12 protein-coding genes and 4 pseudogenes are annotated in these 15,353 nt (G+C 63.2%); 4 read left to right on the forward strand and 12 right to left on the reverse strand.

The window, feature by feature from the left end:
• The first annotated feature begins 70 nt into the window (after positions 1-70).
• Positions 71-1,332, forward strand: a pseudogene (locus K6I40_RS12125) (cation:proton antiporter).
• Between the two features lie 46 nt (positions 1,333-1,378).
• On the opposite strand, the pseudogene K6I40_RS12130 reads toward K6I40_RS12125, so the two are convergent.
• Positions 1,379-3,732 (reverse strand): annotated as a pseudogene (locus K6I40_RS12130) (catalase).
• Between the two features lie 343 nt (positions 3,733-4,075).
• Positions 4,076-4,660 (reverse strand): annotated as a pseudogene (locus K6I40_RS12135) (hypothetical protein).
• 249 nt (positions 4,661-4,909) lie between these two features.
• Here K6I40_RS12135 and K6I40_RS12140 point away from each other — a divergent pair.
• Positions 4,910-5,202, forward strand: a pseudogene (locus K6I40_RS12140) (HalOD1 output domain-containing protein).
• 20 nt (positions 5,203-5,222) lie between these two features.
• Here K6I40_RS12140 and K6I40_RS12145 read toward each other — a convergent pair.
• From K6I40_RS12145 to K6I40_RS12155, 3 genes are all read right to left on the reverse strand, one after another.
• Complete coding sequence (locus K6I40_RS12145) at positions 5,223-5,618, reverse strand: thioesterase family protein (protein WP_222919234.1); 396 nt, start codon at positions 5,616-5,618, stop codon at positions 5,223-5,225.
• 82 nt (positions 5,619-5,700) lie between these two features.
• The gene (locus K6I40_RS12150) at positions 5,701-6,453 is read right to left on the reverse strand and encodes a ribonuclease H-like domain-containing protein (protein WP_222919235.1); all 753 of its coding nucleotides are present in this window, start codon (positions 6,451-6,453) and stop codon (positions 5,701-5,703) included.
• A gap of 77 nt (positions 6,454-6,530) precedes the next feature.
• Positions 6,531-7,190 carry a hypothetical protein gene (locus tag K6I40_RS12155; RefSeq protein ID WP_222919236.1) on the reverse strand — a complete coding sequence of 220 codons (660 nt, stop codon included), beginning with the start codon at positions 7,188-7,190 and terminating at the stop codon, positions 6,531-6,533.
• 137 nt (positions 7,191-7,327) lie between these two features.
• On the opposite strand from K6I40_RS12155, the gene K6I40_RS12160 reads away from it, so the two are divergent.
• Positions 7,328-8,104, forward strand: coding sequence for a hypothetical protein (locus K6I40_RS12160; RefSeq protein WP_222919237.1), 777 nt, complete (start codon positions 7,328-7,330; stop codon positions 8,102-8,104).
• 36 nt (positions 8,105-8,140) lie between these two features.
• Here the strand turns inward: K6I40_RS12160 and K6I40_RS12165 are convergent, their stop codons facing one another.
• The 5 genes from K6I40_RS12165 to hflX all read right to left on the reverse strand — a co-directional run bounded on the left by K6I40_RS12165 (position 8,141) and on the right by hflX (position 12,899).
• Positions 8,141-8,545, reverse strand: coding sequence for a nucleic acid-binding protein (locus K6I40_RS12165; protein WP_222919238.1), 405 nt, complete (start codon positions 8,543-8,545; stop codon positions 8,141-8,143).
• Entirely contained in the window at positions 8,542-9,702 is a 1,161-nt protein-coding gene (locus K6I40_RS12170; protein WP_222919240.1) for a thiolase family protein, read from the reverse strand. Before K6I40_RS12170 ends, K6I40_RS12165 begins: the two co-directional genes overlap by 4 nt.
• 255 nt (positions 9,703-9,957) lie before the next feature.
• A complete protein-coding gene (locus K6I40_RS12175) occupies positions 9,958-10,317 on the reverse strand; it encodes a nucleic acid-binding protein (protein WP_222919241.1) in 360 nt (119 codons plus the stop codon).
• Positions 10,314-11,471, reverse strand: coding sequence for a thiolase family protein (locus K6I40_RS12180; protein WP_222919243.1), 1,158 nt, complete (start codon positions 11,469-11,471; stop codon positions 10,314-10,316). Before K6I40_RS12180 ends, K6I40_RS12175 begins: the two co-directional genes overlap by 4 nt.
• A gap of 123 nt (positions 11,472-11,594) precedes the next feature.
• A complete protein-coding gene (hflX, locus tag K6I40_RS12185; protein ID WP_222919248.1) occupies positions 11,595-12,899 on the reverse strand; it encodes a GTPase HflX in 1,305 nt (434 codons plus the stop codon).
• Between the two features lie 389 nt (positions 12,900-13,288).
• On the opposite strand from hflX, the gene K6I40_RS12190 reads away from it, so the two are divergent.
• Positions 13,289-13,606, forward strand: a complete 318-nt coding sequence (locus K6I40_RS12190; RefSeq protein ID WP_222919250.1) for an FUN14 domain-containing protein — start codon at positions 13,289-13,291, stop codon at positions 13,604-13,606.
• Positions 13,607-13,641: 35 nt separating this feature from the next.
• Here K6I40_RS12190 and K6I40_RS12195 read toward each other — a convergent pair whose 3' ends face one another.
• Both K6I40_RS12195 and psmA read right to left on the reverse strand, forming a co-directional pair.
• A complete protein-coding gene (locus K6I40_RS12195) occupies positions 13,642-14,367 on the reverse strand; it encodes a ribosome assembly factor SBDS (protein ID WP_222919252.1) in 726 nt (241 codons plus the stop codon).
• Between the two features lie 213 nt (positions 14,368-14,580).
• Positions 14,581-15,351 (reverse strand): archaeal proteasome endopeptidase complex subunit alpha, encoded by a 771-nt coding sequence (psmA, locus tag K6I40_RS12200; RefSeq protein WP_222919254.1) that lies wholly within the window; start codon positions 15,349-15,351, stop codon positions 14,581-14,583.
• Between the last annotated feature and the right edge of the window lie 2 nt (positions 15,352-15,353).

Consider the following 15,353-nt stretch of genomic DNA (forward strand, 5'->3'; position numbering starts at 1 on the left):
CAAATGGGTTCGTTCTGCAAACGCCGGCATGGGGATCAAGGACCGGTTTCTCGTAGGGAGCACCGCCCAGATGGTCCTCGAGCTGTACAACGTCGGCTTGGTCGTGATCGGTATCGGACTGTTCGGCGTCGCCGTCCTCCCGCGGTTCGTCTCCGACCGCGCGATCTCGCTGCCGATCTTCTTCGTCGCCTTCGGCATGCTCGTCTTCGGACTGCCGATCGGGCTCCCCGCGCCGGACCCCTCGAGCAGGGGACGACGACGGAGCACCTCGCGGAACTGGGTGTCATCGTCGCCCTGATGGGCGTCGGGTTGAAGATCGACCGCGTCCCCGGGCTGCGCGCGTGGGCGTCGACTTGGCGGTTGCTCGCGATCACGATGCCGCTGTCGATCGCCGGCGCGGCGCTGCTGGGCCGGTGGCTCGGTCTCGTGATTCCGACCGCGGTCCTGTTGGGGGCCTGTATCGCCCCGACCGACCCCGTACTGGCGTCGGAAGTCCAGGTCGGCGGGCCGGGCATGGGAAGCGAAGAGGAAGCCCTCGAGGAGGCGGCCGGAAAGGAAGACGAGGTTCGATTCGCGCTCACCTCCGAGGCGGGACTGAACGACGGGCTCGCGTTCCCGTTTACGAATCTGGCGATCGCGATCGCCCTCGTCGGGATCGCACCCGGTAACTGGCTCGGCGAGTGGCTCCTCGTCGACGTCGGCTACCGAATCGTCGTCGGCGTGATCGTTGGCGTCGTCCTCGGCTATCTGACCGCTCGCCTCGTCTTCGCGACGGAACCCGACACTCCCGTTGCGGAGTCGGTCCAGGGGCTCGAGGCGATCGCCGGCACGCTACTGGTCTACGGCGCGACCGAGCTCGCAGGCGGCTACGGCTTCATCGCGGTCTTCGTCGCCGCGCTGATGGTTCGCCACTACGAGCGATCCCACGACTACAACCGATCGCTCCACGAGGTCAGCGAGTTCGCCGAGCAGGTGATGATGGCACTCATTATGCTCTTCTTCGGCGGCGCAATCGTCGGCGGCCTTCTCGAGCCGCTCACGCTCGAGGCGATCGTCGCGGCGGTCGCAATCGTGTTCCTCGTCCGCCCGCTTGCCGGGTTGATCGGGTTCCTCGGGTTCGACCGCGATCCTGCCGAGCGGGCGACGATCGCGTTCTTCGGTGTGCGAGGGATCGGCTCGTTTTACTACCTCGCACACGGGTTGAACGAGGCCGCGTTCCCCGATGCCGACGTCCTGTGGGCCGTCGTCGGGGCCGTCGTCCTCATCTCCATCGTCGTCCACGGGATCACCGCCACCCCCGCGGTCCGCTGGCTCGAGGCGCGAGCGGAGTAGCGCCGATTCGGCCGCTCTCACGCGCTCGAAGAAACGGCTGTCCCGCTTAGGCGGGCACTTCCTTCGGACTCCGCTCCCAGTGACGGTGCTCGGCGATCGCGTCGACGAACGCCTCGGCGAACTCCTCGAGGTCGTCGCCCTGCCCCGTCACCACGCCGTCCGATGAGACCGTTTCGCCGTCGTCGGCAATCTCCACGTCCGGTAGTTCGACCGTCTCGAGTAGTTCGGTCCCCTCGTCGAGGGCGGCGATTGGTTTCTTGTGTTTGAACGTCTCCGCGACGAAGTGCTTGGCGTCGCCCTGCTCGAGGAGCGCGTCGGCGCTGTCCTCGCCCCCGGGGACGAAGACGGCGTCGAACAGCACCGACTCGGCGGTCGCGTGACTCTCGTCGGCCGCGACCGAGTCGCCGCTCTCGGATTCCTTGTCGCCGAGTGTCTTCGAGACGATATTCACACGAGCGCCCTCATCCCGGAGCGTGTCTGTGATGGCCTCGAGGGCCTCGCCGTCGTAGCCGTCGTCGACGAGAACGGCGATCTTGCGGGTCTCGATGGAGTCGGCGTCGCGGCGTTCGTTCATACTCAGTCGCGGGTCCTCGGCGTCGTGGGTCGGCATCTCGTCGCCGGGCTCCTCCGGCGGGTCGACGTCGATGCCCTCCGCAACCCGTTTGGCGAACTCGTGGTCGACGTTGTTGAAGAGGTCGTAGACAATCCGCTCGCGGATCTCCATCCGGTCGACCTTCCCGAGTTCGAAGCGAGCAGCGTCGACGATGTTCCCTTTCTCGGGTTCGGTCATGCTGTTCCAGAACAGCCGCGCCTGATCGAAGTGAGTCTGGAAGCTTTCGCTGCGGTTCCGGATCTTCTTCCCGTCGATCTTTTCCGCGAAGTGCTCGTAGCCGCCTTCCGCTTCAGAGACCTCCTGTGGGTCGTCACCGCCAATCGAGTTCGGTTTGTACGAGGCCTTGCCCTCGTTGATCTCCTGGCGCATGAAGCCGGCCCGCTGGTTGTTGTGGCGCTCGGCGACCGGCCGATTGATCGGGATCTCGTCCCAGTTGGCGCTGCCGAAACGGTTGAGCTGGGTGTCCTGGTAGGAGAACAGCCGTCCCTGCAACAGCGGGTCGTTCGAGAAGTCGATGCCGGGAACGACGTTGCCGGGGTGGAACGCGACCTGCTCGACCTCCGCGAAGAAGTTGTCCGGCGTCTCGTTGAGTACCATCTTCCCGATCGGCTGAACTGGGACCTCCGTCTCGGGGACGATCTTCGTCGGATCGAGCACGTCGAAGTCGAACTCGGCGGCGTCCTCCTTGTCGAAGATCTGGACGCCCAGCTCCCACTCAGGCTCGTACCCCGCCTCGATGACGTCGTAGAGGCCCGTCCGATTGAAGTCGGGGTTCTTCCCGGCGATCTTCTGGGTCTCGTCCCACACCAGCTGACTCGTGTCGAGCGTCGGCGTCCAGTGGAACTTGACGAACTTCGAATCGCCTGCCTCGTTGACCAGGCGGAAGGTGTGGACGCCGAAGCCCTGCATCATCCGATAGGCGCGGGGTAACGCGCGATCCGAGAGAAGCCACATGACCATGTGCGTGATCTCGGGCTTCAGGGAGGCGAAGTCCCAGAACGTGTCGTGGGCCGATGAGGCCTGGGGCGTCCCGTCGTCGGGCTCCGGCTTGATCGCGTGAACCAAGTCGGGGAACTCCATCGCGTCCTGAATGAAGAAGACAGGGATGTTGTTCCCGACGAGGTCCCAGTTCCCCTCCTCGGTGTAGAACTTGGTCGCGAACCCGCGAACGTCTCGGACCGTGTCGGCCGATCCCCTCGAGCCGACGACCGTCGAGAACCGGGTGAAGACCGGCATCTTCTGGTCGGAATCGGTCAGCACCTTCGCTTTCGTCAGCTCCGAGATATCGTCGTACTCCTCGAGGTCGGGATCTTCGTAGGGTTGGAAGTAACCGTGTGCGCCCGTCCCCGAGCGTGGACGACCCGTTCCGGGATCGACTCGTGATCGAACTGGGTCATCTTCTCCCGGAAGTGGAAGTCCTCCATCAGGGTCGGACCACGCTCGGTCGCTTTTAGCGAGTTGTCGGTGTCACTGATCGCGACGCCGTGATCGGTCGTCAGCTCCTGCCCGTCCGGGTTTTCGCGGACGTCGTCGAGTTGCTCCTGTTTGCTGTTCTCGTCGACAGCGCCGTCGTGATCGTCGCTGCTGCCGGTCCGACTCGATTCGGATTCCGATTGCGCTTCGCCGTCGGAGCCGCCGTTCGTCATCTCCCGGTGCTCCGAGTCGTCGGTCATCGTCTCATCGCGTTTCGATTCATCATCTCTATCACCGGATCGCTCCGATCCGCCATCGGTCGTGTCCGGCCGTTCGTCGTCTCGTCCGTCGGGGTTTGATTCGTCGTCTGCCATAGTTCGAACTCCGGTTAGTCGATCGCTGACTGCGGGTCCGATGACCCGCGCCGCGACTGCGTGATCTGCCGGTCCGTCGCTGGAGTCCTCGAGCTGACAGGACACATCGCTTTTCGCCACCGGTAGCGCCCTTCAGCGATCGACGAGGAGAGGGAGCACGACTCCAGCGGATCGCTCACACGGCGCTACTCACCGTCAGTTTCGCGTTGCGACGTCCGTCTCGTCTCGATATCCATCGACGATAGCACGAAACCGGCGTACGTCATCGACCAGAATAAGCGACGTAAGCGTCGCCCCGTCCATCGCAAGGGCCGGATGCGGCCCGGCCCCTCGCTATCGCCGGTTAGAAGGGTGACCGGACCGCCGAATCGTCCTCCCCCTGTCCTCGGTCAGTCAGACCAGTACTCGACCCCTGTCCGTCTAAATCGGTTGGTACGTCGCCTAACTCGCGGTACTGCAATTCGAGGGGCTCCAACGTCTCGTTGAGCGACTCGGACTGGGGCCGTTCCAGGCGCGGAACGAGCCCTTGACGAGCCATCAGCCTGCGGACAGAACTTCGTCGTGGGGCTGAACTCCGCTCGGACTGAGCGGTCGGGTCGTCAGTGTCGACTGTGTACCGGTAGCCCGCTTCGGGATGTCGTCTGTCGAGGTTGAGCCGCGCCAGGTTGTAGCCGAAGGTAGCGTCGTAGACGCCCCGCTCCTCGAACAGTTCGCGAGTGATGTCGTGGAAGGCAACGTGGTCCTCGCCCTCGAGGACGTCATGGCCCTCGAGGAAGTCCCCCGGCTCCGGGACGTGGTCGGAGACGAATGTCCCCGGGTCGTCGAAGCTGCCCTCGCCGTCGGCCCCATCCGTTGATCGCCCGCTCGAAAAGGGATTCATTGTAATTTCGGCTACGGCCCGGGTCGTCCAGTAGCTCTTCCCGAACATGTGACGCCGTTCGCAGAACGCTCCGCAGTTTTCGTGAATTCCACGGCGGATCAGTCGATAATCAGTGATTGTCCGGTGACTATCACTTCCTGAAGAATTTTAGAAAGTATGAATGAAATAAAATTAGTAACTATCTAATGGCAAATTAGAACAACGATGTTCAGATATGCTGATTTATGCCCGGATCTGGTGTCCAACCTCGGCTTGGGGCCAGAGGATTTATACCTGATCGAAGAAAGAGTCCGCCCAATGCTACTCTCAGTCGATCGGTCGGACGCGACAGCCGGGCAATCTCTCAGTTTCAACGTTATTGCCGCCGTCGCCGAGCAGGAAGACATCGATCCCGTAGACCTCGAGCCCCCGAATATGAGGCGCTCTACGATGTTATCAATCCCGAAGCCCTCGATGCGCTCTTTGCGACTCGAGAGAACGGTCATACGCGACCGACTGGCCGCATCGAATTTCCCTTCTGTGGGTATCAGGTCACCGTCATGAGCGACGGCGATGTCGAGGTATCCGATCCCGAGCGGTCGCTCGAGTGAGATTGGTCGCCGGTGACCGGCTACTTCCGTCGCTCGATCCGTCTCCGCCACTCGGACGGAAGCGGTTGTGAGCCGTCAGAGTCCGGATCGGCGAGAACCTGAACGGTGCGTGCCATCGCCGCTCGCTCACCGTTCGCGCGGATTTCGTACTCCATCGGCAGGCTCGAGTCGCCGAGTTCCGGGACGCGGAGCGCAACGGTGACGGCATCGTCGGCCTCGATCGGGCTCGCGTACTCGAGTTCGAGGCTCACGAGAACGGTATTCGTCTCGGTCAACGAGACGTCGAGCACGTCTCGAAAGTAGGCCTCGCGGGCCTGCTCGAGGTACGTGGCGTAGGTCGCATTGTTGACGTGCCCCATGAAATCGATATCCCGGAGTCGGACGTCGACGGTGGTCTCGTAGCTGTAATCGGCCATACGTCGTGTACAGTTGTTGCCGCCGTATAGCTGATTACTCGTCTCCTGTCGCCGCGTTACGCAACGGAACAGCCGGGCCCGGTCAGTCGCCGGCCATCGCCGCCTCAAAGACAGTCTCGTGGAGGCGATCTGCGACGATCTCAATCAGTGGCTCCATGTTGCGGGTGTCAGCCCGGTTGTACTCGACGAGCGTCTCGAGGGAGCGCTCGTCGCCGCCTTCGTACTCGTGCCAAAGTCGGACAGCGTCGCGGCCGCTGATGTCAGGCATGTCTCGGTCGATCCCGAGATCCTTCTCGATCGCTTTCAGCCCGCCGTCCAGTCCTAGCTTCTTGCAGGGATACATGAGGTCGACGTGAGGTACGTCGATGTCGACGTCGAAACACGTCTCGAGGAAGGGCACGTCGAAGCGCTGGCCGTTGAACGTGACCAGCAGCGCCGAGTCGTCGAGTTCCCGCTCGAGGCGGTCGGTCGTGAGATCGCGGTCCTTGACGAAGGTCTTCGTCTCGCCGCCCCGATGGAGGCTGACGGTCGTCACGTCGTTACACGACGCGTCGAGTCCGGTCGTTTCGATGTCCAGAAAGCACGTTTCGTCGCTGACGTTCTCGTAACACCGCCAGCGACTCGACGCCGGCAGCGCCTCCGCGAAGACGGAGACGTCACCGCGTTCTAAGTGAGTCCGCCCCTCGTCAATGAACGTCTCGATCCGATCGGTCAGGGTCGAGCCGACGACGCTGCCGTCGAACTCGTCCCAGTGGGTAACGCCGTTCTCCCAGAGTCGTCGTTCGGTCGTCTCCCCGACGCCGCGGACGGGGATGAAACTGTTCTCGATTCGCACACCAGTTGCAGGGCACGGGGTAGGTAAAAACGCTTGGATCAGTCGTAGAGTGGCGTCCAGTTCTCGGCCGGTTCTGATTACAACTCGAGCCAGTCAGTGGTCGCATCCTCCTTGCGGAGGTACCACTGCTGTTCGTCGATCCCGTCTCGAGAGCGAACCGTAACGACCGCATCGAACATCGGCTCGAGGAGATTGACGGCGTCGTGGTCCGGCGCGAACGGCAAGTGATAGTGGCCCATGCCTTGTGCCTGATCGACCCGCGAGGTCGTCATATGTAGCAGTCGGAACACCGTTTCCGTGTCGTACTCTCGGAGCAACGGCACGAGCGAATCGACGCAGACGCGAAGCTCCGACGGATCGAACCCGTCGGCGACGTCGTCGAATTCGTCGATCGTCTCGATGATTTCTATTCCGAGCGTTCCCAGCGACGGCTGGCCGCTTTCGCCGGCCGATTCCGGACCCGTCTCGAGTGCCGATTTCGAATAATCGATCGTATGGATTCGATCAGTCTCGCCGTTCGTTATTCGTTGGCACGTAACGTGGTCATCTGCGTTCGTGACGAACAGTCGGTACCGAGAGTCCCGTTGTGCTGCACCGAGCAATTGCTGGCAGACCGTCTCGTGTGTACTCGCCGCCGCACCGACCAGTAAGATGTTGCTTCCCTCCCGCTTGAGCGCTCCGAGCGTCCGCGCGAACGTCGCACGGTCTGGCACGGCTCCCCCTCGCTCATCTTCCATTCCATTCGATCAGTCAAACGGTATCGAGATAAAATTGTGGCTGATTTTGACACCGAAAAGCGTCCGCGGCTGGTGATTTCCATCCGATTGACCACACTGATCGGCCGGTTTTTTACACCGGCCCCCGTAGGTGGCATATGGTCGACCCCGACGACGAACTCGCCGACGCGGTTCGCGAACTCACGCGGACGATCGACGCGCTCCGAGACGAACTCGAGGGCCCGCGCTCGCGCCGCCGGCCACCGCTGCGCCCGCCGACGCCGCGCGAACTTCTGCGATTCACTGATGAGGTCGCCCTTCCCGCCGTCCTGACCGTCCTCGAGACCAGCGTCCGCACGCTCGAAGCGTTCCAGCGGAGCCTGAAAGTCGTTCGAACCGGGCAAGAGGCTCGGGACCGAACGGAGGCGGCCACCGAGGCGACGAGCGAGCGGGCGAACGAACTCCGACGCACGACGCTCTCCCAACTCGATAGCGTGCTCTCGGAACTCCAGCGAGCCGCCTCTGAGGGCGGACTCCCCGCTGACGAGGAGGCCCGCGACCTCCTCGCGGAGGCTCGAGAACTCCGCGACGACGTCGACAGTCGCCTTCGGGACGCCGCCCAACGGGAGTCACGAATCGAGACGACCGACTCCGAACCCGATCGAACGGCGTCCGAAAGCGGTGTGACAATCGATATCGAGGACGGTCCAGTGACTGACGCCGAGACGGAGACGGATCGCGCTGACGATGAGGGCAACCGCGACTCCGCCGTCGACGTCGACGCCGAACTCGAGACGCTGCGAGACCAGTACGTCGACGACGAGGACGACGATGGCGGCGATTCGAGTGAGGGCGACGCCGACAGATCGGACGGGGACGACTCCGATGACGGTGCTGGGGCTGATGGCACGGAACACGGTAGCGACGAAACCTGAACCCGCTTGACGGGCGCGTCGTCCCGTCGAAACGGCTCAGACCGGCTCGAGCCGGTAGCCGTCCCACTCTTGACTCTCGGGCTCTCTGATGCCTGCACCGGGTTCACGGAGTTCGTCGACGGAGACCGGCCGAACTTCGTCACCGGTTTCGACGTCACCAGTGGTCAGCTGGCCGATCGCGCGGACTGGTTCCCTTTCACCGTCGGACTCCGTCTGCCCCTCCAAGGCCCTCTGGGCCTCGCTCACGTCAAACTCGACGATCGCGAGGTGGTTCGGTTCGCGGACGCCGGGCGGCGTCGCGGTACTGGTCGTCCAGGTCACGATTTCGGCGGTGTACTTGCTGAGATCGATTGTCTCGACCGGTTCCGATCCACCCGGCCCGCGCGGGTGACCGGGGTAGCTAATCGAGCCGTCGTCGTAGCGCGTCGCTTCCATGGTCATCGTGCGGCCTCCATGATGGTCGTGATCACGCAGTTACCGAAGCCGCCGACGTTACAGCACAGGCCCGCATCCGCATCGACCTGTCGCGGGCCGGCTTCGCCCACGAGTTGTTCGTAGATCTCGACGCCCTGTGCCACGCCGCTCGCACCGAGCGGATGTCCCTTCGATTTGAGCCCGCCTGAGGTGTTGGTCGGCAACTCGCCGGTATCTCGCTCGGTATACCCCTCCTCGACGAGTTTCCAGGCCTCGCCCTGCTCGGCGAAGCCCAGTCCCTCCATCTGCAGAAACTCAAGGATCGTGAACATGTCGTGGAGTTCAGCCACATCGATGTCCTCGGGCCCGAGTCCGCTCATCTCGTAGGCCCCCTTCCCGCTCTCGACGACACCGTCCATCACGGTCGGGTCCTCGCGTTCGTGGACGACCTGCGTGTCCGTCGCGCCGTCGACGCCCGTGACGACGGCGTAGTCGTCGGTATACTCCTGTGCGACGGATTCCGGACAGAGCATGAGTGCCGCCGACCCATCCGTGATCGGACAGAAGTCATACAGCCGCAGCGGGTCCGCGACGATCGGCGACTCGAGGATCGTATCGAGGTCGACTTCCCGCTGGAACTGCGCATGCGGGTTGTCGACGCCGTTCTTGTGATTCTTGACCGCGACCTTCCCGAGGCTCTCGCGCGGTGCATCGAAGCGCTCGAGGTAGTGGCGCGCGGTGAGGCCGGCGAATGACGGGAGCGTGACGCCGGCTTTGTACTCGACCGGGTGTGTCACCGAGGCGATGATGTCGGTCGTCTCGGGTGTCGATCGGTGGGTCATTTTCTCGCCGCCGACGAGCAGCGTCATGTCGCTGGCCCCGCTTTTGATCGACTGCCAGGCAGCGTAGATTCCCGCACCGCCGCTTGCACTCGTCTGGTCGACGCGCTGGGTGTACGCCGGGATAGCCCCGATATCGTGTACCAGCGCGTTCATTACGCCCGTCTGTCCTTCGAACTCGCCGCTTGTCATGTTCGAGACGTACAGGTGCTCAACCTCGCTCGCGTCGACATCCGCGTCCTCGAGACACTCGGTTCCGGCCTCCGCGAGGAGGTCCTGAATCCACTCTCCCTCCCGTTGCCCGAACTGAGTCATCGAAGCGCCGATGATCGCAACACGTTCCATGTATGGTGAGTCCTCTGCCGGTTGCTGACCACGAATGGTGGGTTAAAACTACGGTCGAAACCCACTCAATGAATTTGGCACACCGAACGACAGCTCTCCTCACTGTGTATCTCGGTAATTGGCACGAACGGCTTTCGGCGACAATCAGAGGAGAGCGCACGGCAGTCGGCGATGGCTTGAAACCGGTTTCCCCACCGGTTAGCGGCCCTGTATCCTCGGACTCGAGGAACCCGAACTCAGCCCATCGTCGACGGCTTACACCGGCTCGAACCGGTAGCCATCCCACGCCTGACTCTCCGGTTCTCTAATGCCCGCACCGGGTTCGCGGAGTTCGTCGACGGAGACCGGCCGAACCTCGTCGCCCGTCTCGACATCGCCGGTGGTCAACTGGCCGATCGCACGGACCGACTCGCCATCGACATCGAATTCGATGATTGCGAGATGATTGGGCTCGCGAACGCCCGGCGGCGTCGCGGTACTGGTCGTCCAGGTCACGACGTCTGCCGTGTACTCGCTGAGATCGATCGTCTCAACCGGCTCCGAACCGCCCGGACCGCGCGGATGACCGGGGTAGGTGATCGAGCCGTCGTCGTAGCGCGTCGCTTCCATAGTCATTGTGCAGCCTCCATGATGGTCGTAATCACGCAGTTGCCGAAGCCGCCGACGTTACAGCACAGCCCCACGTCCGCATCGACCTGTCGTGGGCCGGCCTCGCCGACGAGTTGTTCGTAGATCTCGACGCCCTGGGCCACGCCGCTGGCGCCCAGCGGGTGTCCCTTCGACTTGAGTCCGCCCGAGGTATTGATCGGTAACTCGCCGTCGCGCTCCGTGTCGCCGTCCTCGACGAGTTTCCAGGCTTCGCCCTGCTCGGCGAAGCCCAGCCCCTCCATCTGCAGGAACTCGAGGATCGTGAACATGTCGTGGAGTTCGGCCACGTCGATATCCTCGGGCCCGAGTCCGCTCATCTCGTAGGCCCCCTTCCCGCTCTCGACGACACCGCCCATCACGGTCGGGTCCTCGCGCTCGTGGACGACGTGAGTGTCGGTGGCCCCATCGATCCCCGAGATGACGACGTAGTCGTCGGCATATTCTTCAGCGACTGACTCCGGACAGAGCATGAGTGCGGCCGAACCGTCCGTGATCGGACAGAAGTCGTACAGCCGCAACGGGTCGGCCACGATCGGCGACTCGAGGACTGTCTCGAGGTCGACCTCCTTTTGGAACTGGGCGTGAGGATTGTCGACACCGTTCTTGTGGTTCTTGACGGCGACCTTCCCGAGACTCTCGCGGGGCGCGTCGAACCGCTCGAGATAGTGACGCGCGGTGAGGCCGGCGAACGACGGTAGGGTGACGCCCGTCTTGTACTCGACTGGGTGGGTCAGCGACGCGATGACGTCGGTGGCCTCCCCGGTCGTCTTGTGCGTCATCTTCTCGCCACCGACGAGCAGCGTCATATCGCTGGCCCCGCTGGCGACCGACTGCCAAGCGGCGAAGATCCCCGCACCGCCACTGGAACTCGTCTGATCGACGCGCTGCGTGTACGCCGGCATCGCGTCGAGATCGTGGGCCAAGGCGTTTGGGACGCCCGTCTGCCCCTCGAACTCGCCGCTGGCCATGTTCGAGACGTACAGGTGCTCGACCGCGTCGGCCTCGACACCCGCGTCCTCGAGACACTCGATGCCGGCCTCTGCGAGCAGATCCTGGATCCACTCCCCCTCCCGTTGCCCGAATTGGGTCATGGAAGCTCCGATGATTGCAACACGTTCCATAACGTCTCAGACTCGAGGTATTGATTTATAAGTGAGGGTCGTGATAGCGGTCACGCTCACCGAGAGAGACGGATAGTACCGCTGTGTTGTGTCTCGAAGAGCGCGAATCGGCGACTGATATCGTTACGACGCCGATTCCGCCGCCGTCGTCCGCAACTCGCTCGCACGCGATCGCGCCTGCGAGATTACCGCAGGTCGGGCCTCGAAGGAGACGATGACGTCCTCGTCACCGTAGGTGACGTCGTCGACGTTCGCGTTGTCGTGGATCCACGAGACGACGCTCATCGTGTCGTCGGTCATCGGCAATATGAGGCGCTCTTCTTGCCAATCGGGCAGTTCGCGGTCGATCCGCTCGAGCAGGCTCTCGACGTTGAGCCCCTCCTTGGCGCTGACGGTGGCCGGGTTCGGCGCAAGCGATGAGAGCGCCTCGCGCTTTTCCGCGAGTTCCTCGTCGCTCACCTGATCGATCTTGTTCAGCACGGTCACGATCGGGGCCTCGTTGCGCTCGTAGAGGGTATCGTGGGAGGTGACCAGCTTCTCGTGGATCTCGTCGATCGGCTCGCTGACGTCGACGACGAGCAAGACTAGGTCCGCCCGGTAGACCGAGTCCAGTGTCGACTTGAACGACTCGACCAGCCAGTGGGGCAGATCGCTGATAAATCCGACGGTGTCGGTCACCAGCACGTCCCGGCGGTCGATCGCCGCGCGGCGAGTTGTCGTCCCCAGCGTCGTGAACAGCTTGTCCTGGGATTCGGCCGTCGGGTCCAGATCGGGATGGAGCTCCTCGTTTTCCTCGACCTCGAGATCGGTCGCGAGCTGGCGCAGCAGGGTCGACTTGCCCGCGTTGGTGTAGCCCGCGAGCGCGACCAGATCGAACCCGGAATCGCGACGGCGCTCTCGGCGTTGCTGTTCGGTCTGCTCGATCCGCTCGAGTTCGTCCTTGATCCGGCTGATCTGGGCCTTAATGTCCCGTTCGCGGCTCTCGTCGTACTCACCGAGGCCCATGAAGCCGGGGTGTTCATCGCGCTTGGCGAGGCTCGTCTTCGCCTCGGCACGGGGCAGTTCGTATCGGAGTTCGGCCAGTTCGACTTGGAGCTGTGCCTTCCGTGTCTGGGCGCGCTGGCCGAAGATCTCGAGTATCAGCGTGAACCGGTCGATGACCTCGACGCCCTCCGGTAGGAGCTGCCCGAGGTTGTACGTCTGATAGGGGCCGAGCCGATTGTCGAAGATGACGGTCGTCGCGTCAGTCTCGGCGGCCAGTTCGGCCAACTCCTCGGCTTTCCCTTCACCGATCTGGAGGGCCGGATCAGCCCGTCGGGACTGCGTGACCTCGCCGACGACGGTATACCCCGCCGCGCGGGCCAAGTCGCGAATCTCGCTCGTGTCGGCCGTGCCGGAATCGACGCGTTTGACGATGATCGTATTCATACGGGTGGCTGTGTGTCTGCCGGGCGTGGTCGGTCGTGCTCACTCGAGCGCCGTGGCTCGACGCTCCTGCGATCCGTCGCTCGCACGCGCCGGCCGCGTCGACGGTGCGGGCACTGCCGCGTGGACCCGGAGACGCTAACGATGCCGGTCGCACACCTCCGTTGGACGCACGTGAGTCATACCCGTCCGTACGCGGCGAACCGTCTTGAATCCCGTGCCCGCTGCAAGCATCCGATTCGCTCGTTGATCAGCTCTCGAGATCGCGGAGTCCATTAACGGCTGCTCGGTCGTCGCGGTGGCAGGCAATCGGCTATCGATCCGGTCGCACCGGCCAACCGAACGGAGCCGACCATAACAGTCATAGGAACCGACTCGAATTGAGGTGCATAATGCTAGATCTCGATCCGACGGCGCTCGGTCTCGAGTTCGGGGGTGGCGCGGTCATCGGCGGCGTCATCGGATTCGCCGCGAAGAAGATCGCGAAACTCCTCGCGATCATCGTCGGCGTCCAGCTAATGGCCTTTCGCTACCTCGAATCTCAAGGAATTATCATCGTCGACTGGAGCCGGCTCTCGGCCGGCATTCTGAAAACACAGGAGCGTGCGGGAGACGCGGCGGACATTCACTGGGTTCAGTCCATGATCTCGACGCTCTCGATCGGTGCGGGCTTTACCGGCGGCTTTCTGGTCGGCTTTCGGCGCGGATAACGCGGCGTCGAACGCGAATTCGGCTCGCGCCGTCCCTATCGCGTTCGCAGATCGTCCTTGTCCTTGACGATCTCCGTCTCGGCTTGGCCGCTGGTATGTTCGTTGACGGTGTCGTAGAACTCGTTTTGCAGTCCGGCCGGGAACGTCAACACGCCGATCCACGAGCCGTCACCCTGCCACTCCTCGCTCTCGAGATCGCCGAACTGACGGATCTTCGCCTGTGCGCTACCCGCGTGGTCGGCTGGCACCTGCACGGCGACAGTAACCTCCTCGAACCGGATCGGGATGATCGGACGCAGTGCGTCGAGAGCGTCGTCGACCTGCTCCTGAACCGGCTCCATCGGATCGATGGTAAAGCCGGCCTCCTCTAAGGCGTTCTCGATCCGTTCGGGCGGATGGGGCGCGTTGTCCATCTGCGGGTTGACCGCGTTGCGCGTGATCGTGTCGATCAACTGCTTGCGCTTCTGTTCTTGCATCTCACGGCGCTGATCGGCCGTGATCTGGATCTCCCCTTGCTTGATGACCTCGGGGATGATCTCGAGTGACTCCGTGGTATCGAAGACCTTCTCGAGGTCGGCCTCAGCCGGCCGGTCGCCGCGGGAGGCGTCCTCGAAGACGTCCTCTGCGGCGATCACGTCTTCGAGATCTCCCTCAAACTCGTCGCGTTTGATTTCGAGCGCCGCGTCCGGATCGACTAACACTTCGAAGCGCGCCCCGTGTGACTCGAGTCGCGCCGTCACTGCCTCGTCAAGCGAAATCATACCTGACGGTTCCCCCGCCAATGAAAAGAGTGTTTCCCGAACTGATCCAGTAATCGCGGTCAAAACGTACCAGGCCGTGTCGGGTCAGCGCGGTCGCCGTCTCGATGCAATCGAACCCTGATCGAACCCTTCGTCGGTTACAAATCTCGAGCGGGACGCTCCTCGAGCAGTGACTGCAGAAAACGGCGTCGGAAACCGCAATTGGCGTCTCGATTACTCGGCAGGTTCGTCGTCTGCGTCCTCGTCCTCGCCCGTATCGAGGAGGTCGTTCTCCTCGAGGTGGTCTGCAATTCGATCCTGGTCGAACTGTTCGAAGGACTCGGTTTCGACGTCGATGGTCGCCAGCCCCACTTCGCTGGGGAGCAGGGAACCGTCGTTGACTGACGCGAGCGCGTCGAGTGCGAGCTGAATGCCGCCGTCAAGGTCGGCCTCGTCGTCGTAGTTCTCCTCGAGGTACGTCTGGAGTTCGCCGCGGTCGGAGCCGACGGCCAGAGCCTTCCACTCGTAGGGCGTCCCCGAGGGGTCAGTCTCGAACAGGCGCGGCTCGCCGTTGTCGATGCCGCCGACGATCAGCGCGACGCCGAACGGTCGGGCACCGCCGACCTGGGTGTACTGCTGGATGTGGTCGGTGACTTCCTTGGTCAGCGTCTCGACGCCGATAGGCTCGCCGTAGCGCAGCTGGTTGACCTGCGTCTGGCGGCGCGCGAAGTCGATCAGCTGGCGGGCGTCGGCCACGTGGCCTGCGCTGGCGATGCCGACGTGGTCGTCAGCCTTGTGAATCTTCTCGACGCTCGAGTCCTCAAGCAGCGGGGAGGGAACTCGTTTGTCGACCGCAAGGACGACGCCGTCGTTCGTTCGGACACCGATACTCGCCGTGCCTCGTTTGACCGCCTCACGAGCGTACTCGACCTGATAGAGTCGGCCGTCGGGCGAGAAAATCGTGATGCCACGGTCGTACGCCTGCTGTTGTTGTTGTCCCTGCATAG

Source organism: Natrinema sp. SYSU A 869 (assembly GCF_019879105.1).
Taxonomy (GTDB): Archaea; Halobacteriota; Halobacteria; order Halobacteriales; family Natrialbaceae; genus Natrinema.

Coding starts and splice junctions, on each gene's coding strand:
- K6I40_RS12170 (WP_222919240.1), bottom strand. CDS start 9,702: ATGGAACGTGTTGCGATCATCGGCGCTTCGATGACTCAGTTCGGGCAA.
- K6I40_RS12160 (WP_222919237.1), top strand. CDS start 7,328: ATGGTCGACCCCGACGACGAACTCGCCGACGCGGTTCGCGAACTCACG.
- K6I40_RS12190 (WP_222919250.1), top strand. CDS start 13,289: ATGCTAGATCTCGATCCGACGGCGCTCGGTCTCGAGTTCGGGGGTGGC.
- K6I40_RS12145 (WP_222919234.1), bottom strand. CDS start 5,618: ATGGCCGATTACAGCTACGAGACCACCGTCGACGTCCGACTCCGGGAT.
- psmA (WP_222919254.1), bottom strand. CDS start 15,351: ATGCAGGGACAACAACAACAGCAGGCGTACGACCGTGGCATCACGATT.
- K6I40_RS12165 (WP_222919238.1), bottom strand. CDS start 8,545: ATGACCATGGAAGCGACGCGCTACGACGACGGCTCGATTAGCTACCCC.
- K6I40_RS12180 (WP_222919243.1), bottom strand. CDS start 11,471: ATGGAACGTGTTGCAATCATCGGAGCTTCCATGACCCAATTCGGGCAA.
- K6I40_RS12195 (WP_222919252.1), bottom strand. CDS start 14,367: ATGATTTCGCTTGACGAGGCAGTGACGGCGCGACTCGAGTCACACGGG.
- K6I40_RS12155 (WP_222919236.1), bottom strand. CDS start 7,190: ATGGAAGATGAGCGAGGGGGAGCCGTGCCAGACCGTGCGACGTTCGCG.
- K6I40_RS12175 (WP_222919241.1), bottom strand. CDS start 10,317: ATGACTATGGAAGCGACGCGCTACGACGACGGCTCGATCACCTACCCC.
- hflX (WP_222919248.1), bottom strand. CDS start 12,899: ATGAATACGATCATCGTCAAACGCGTCGATTCCGGCACGGCCGACACG.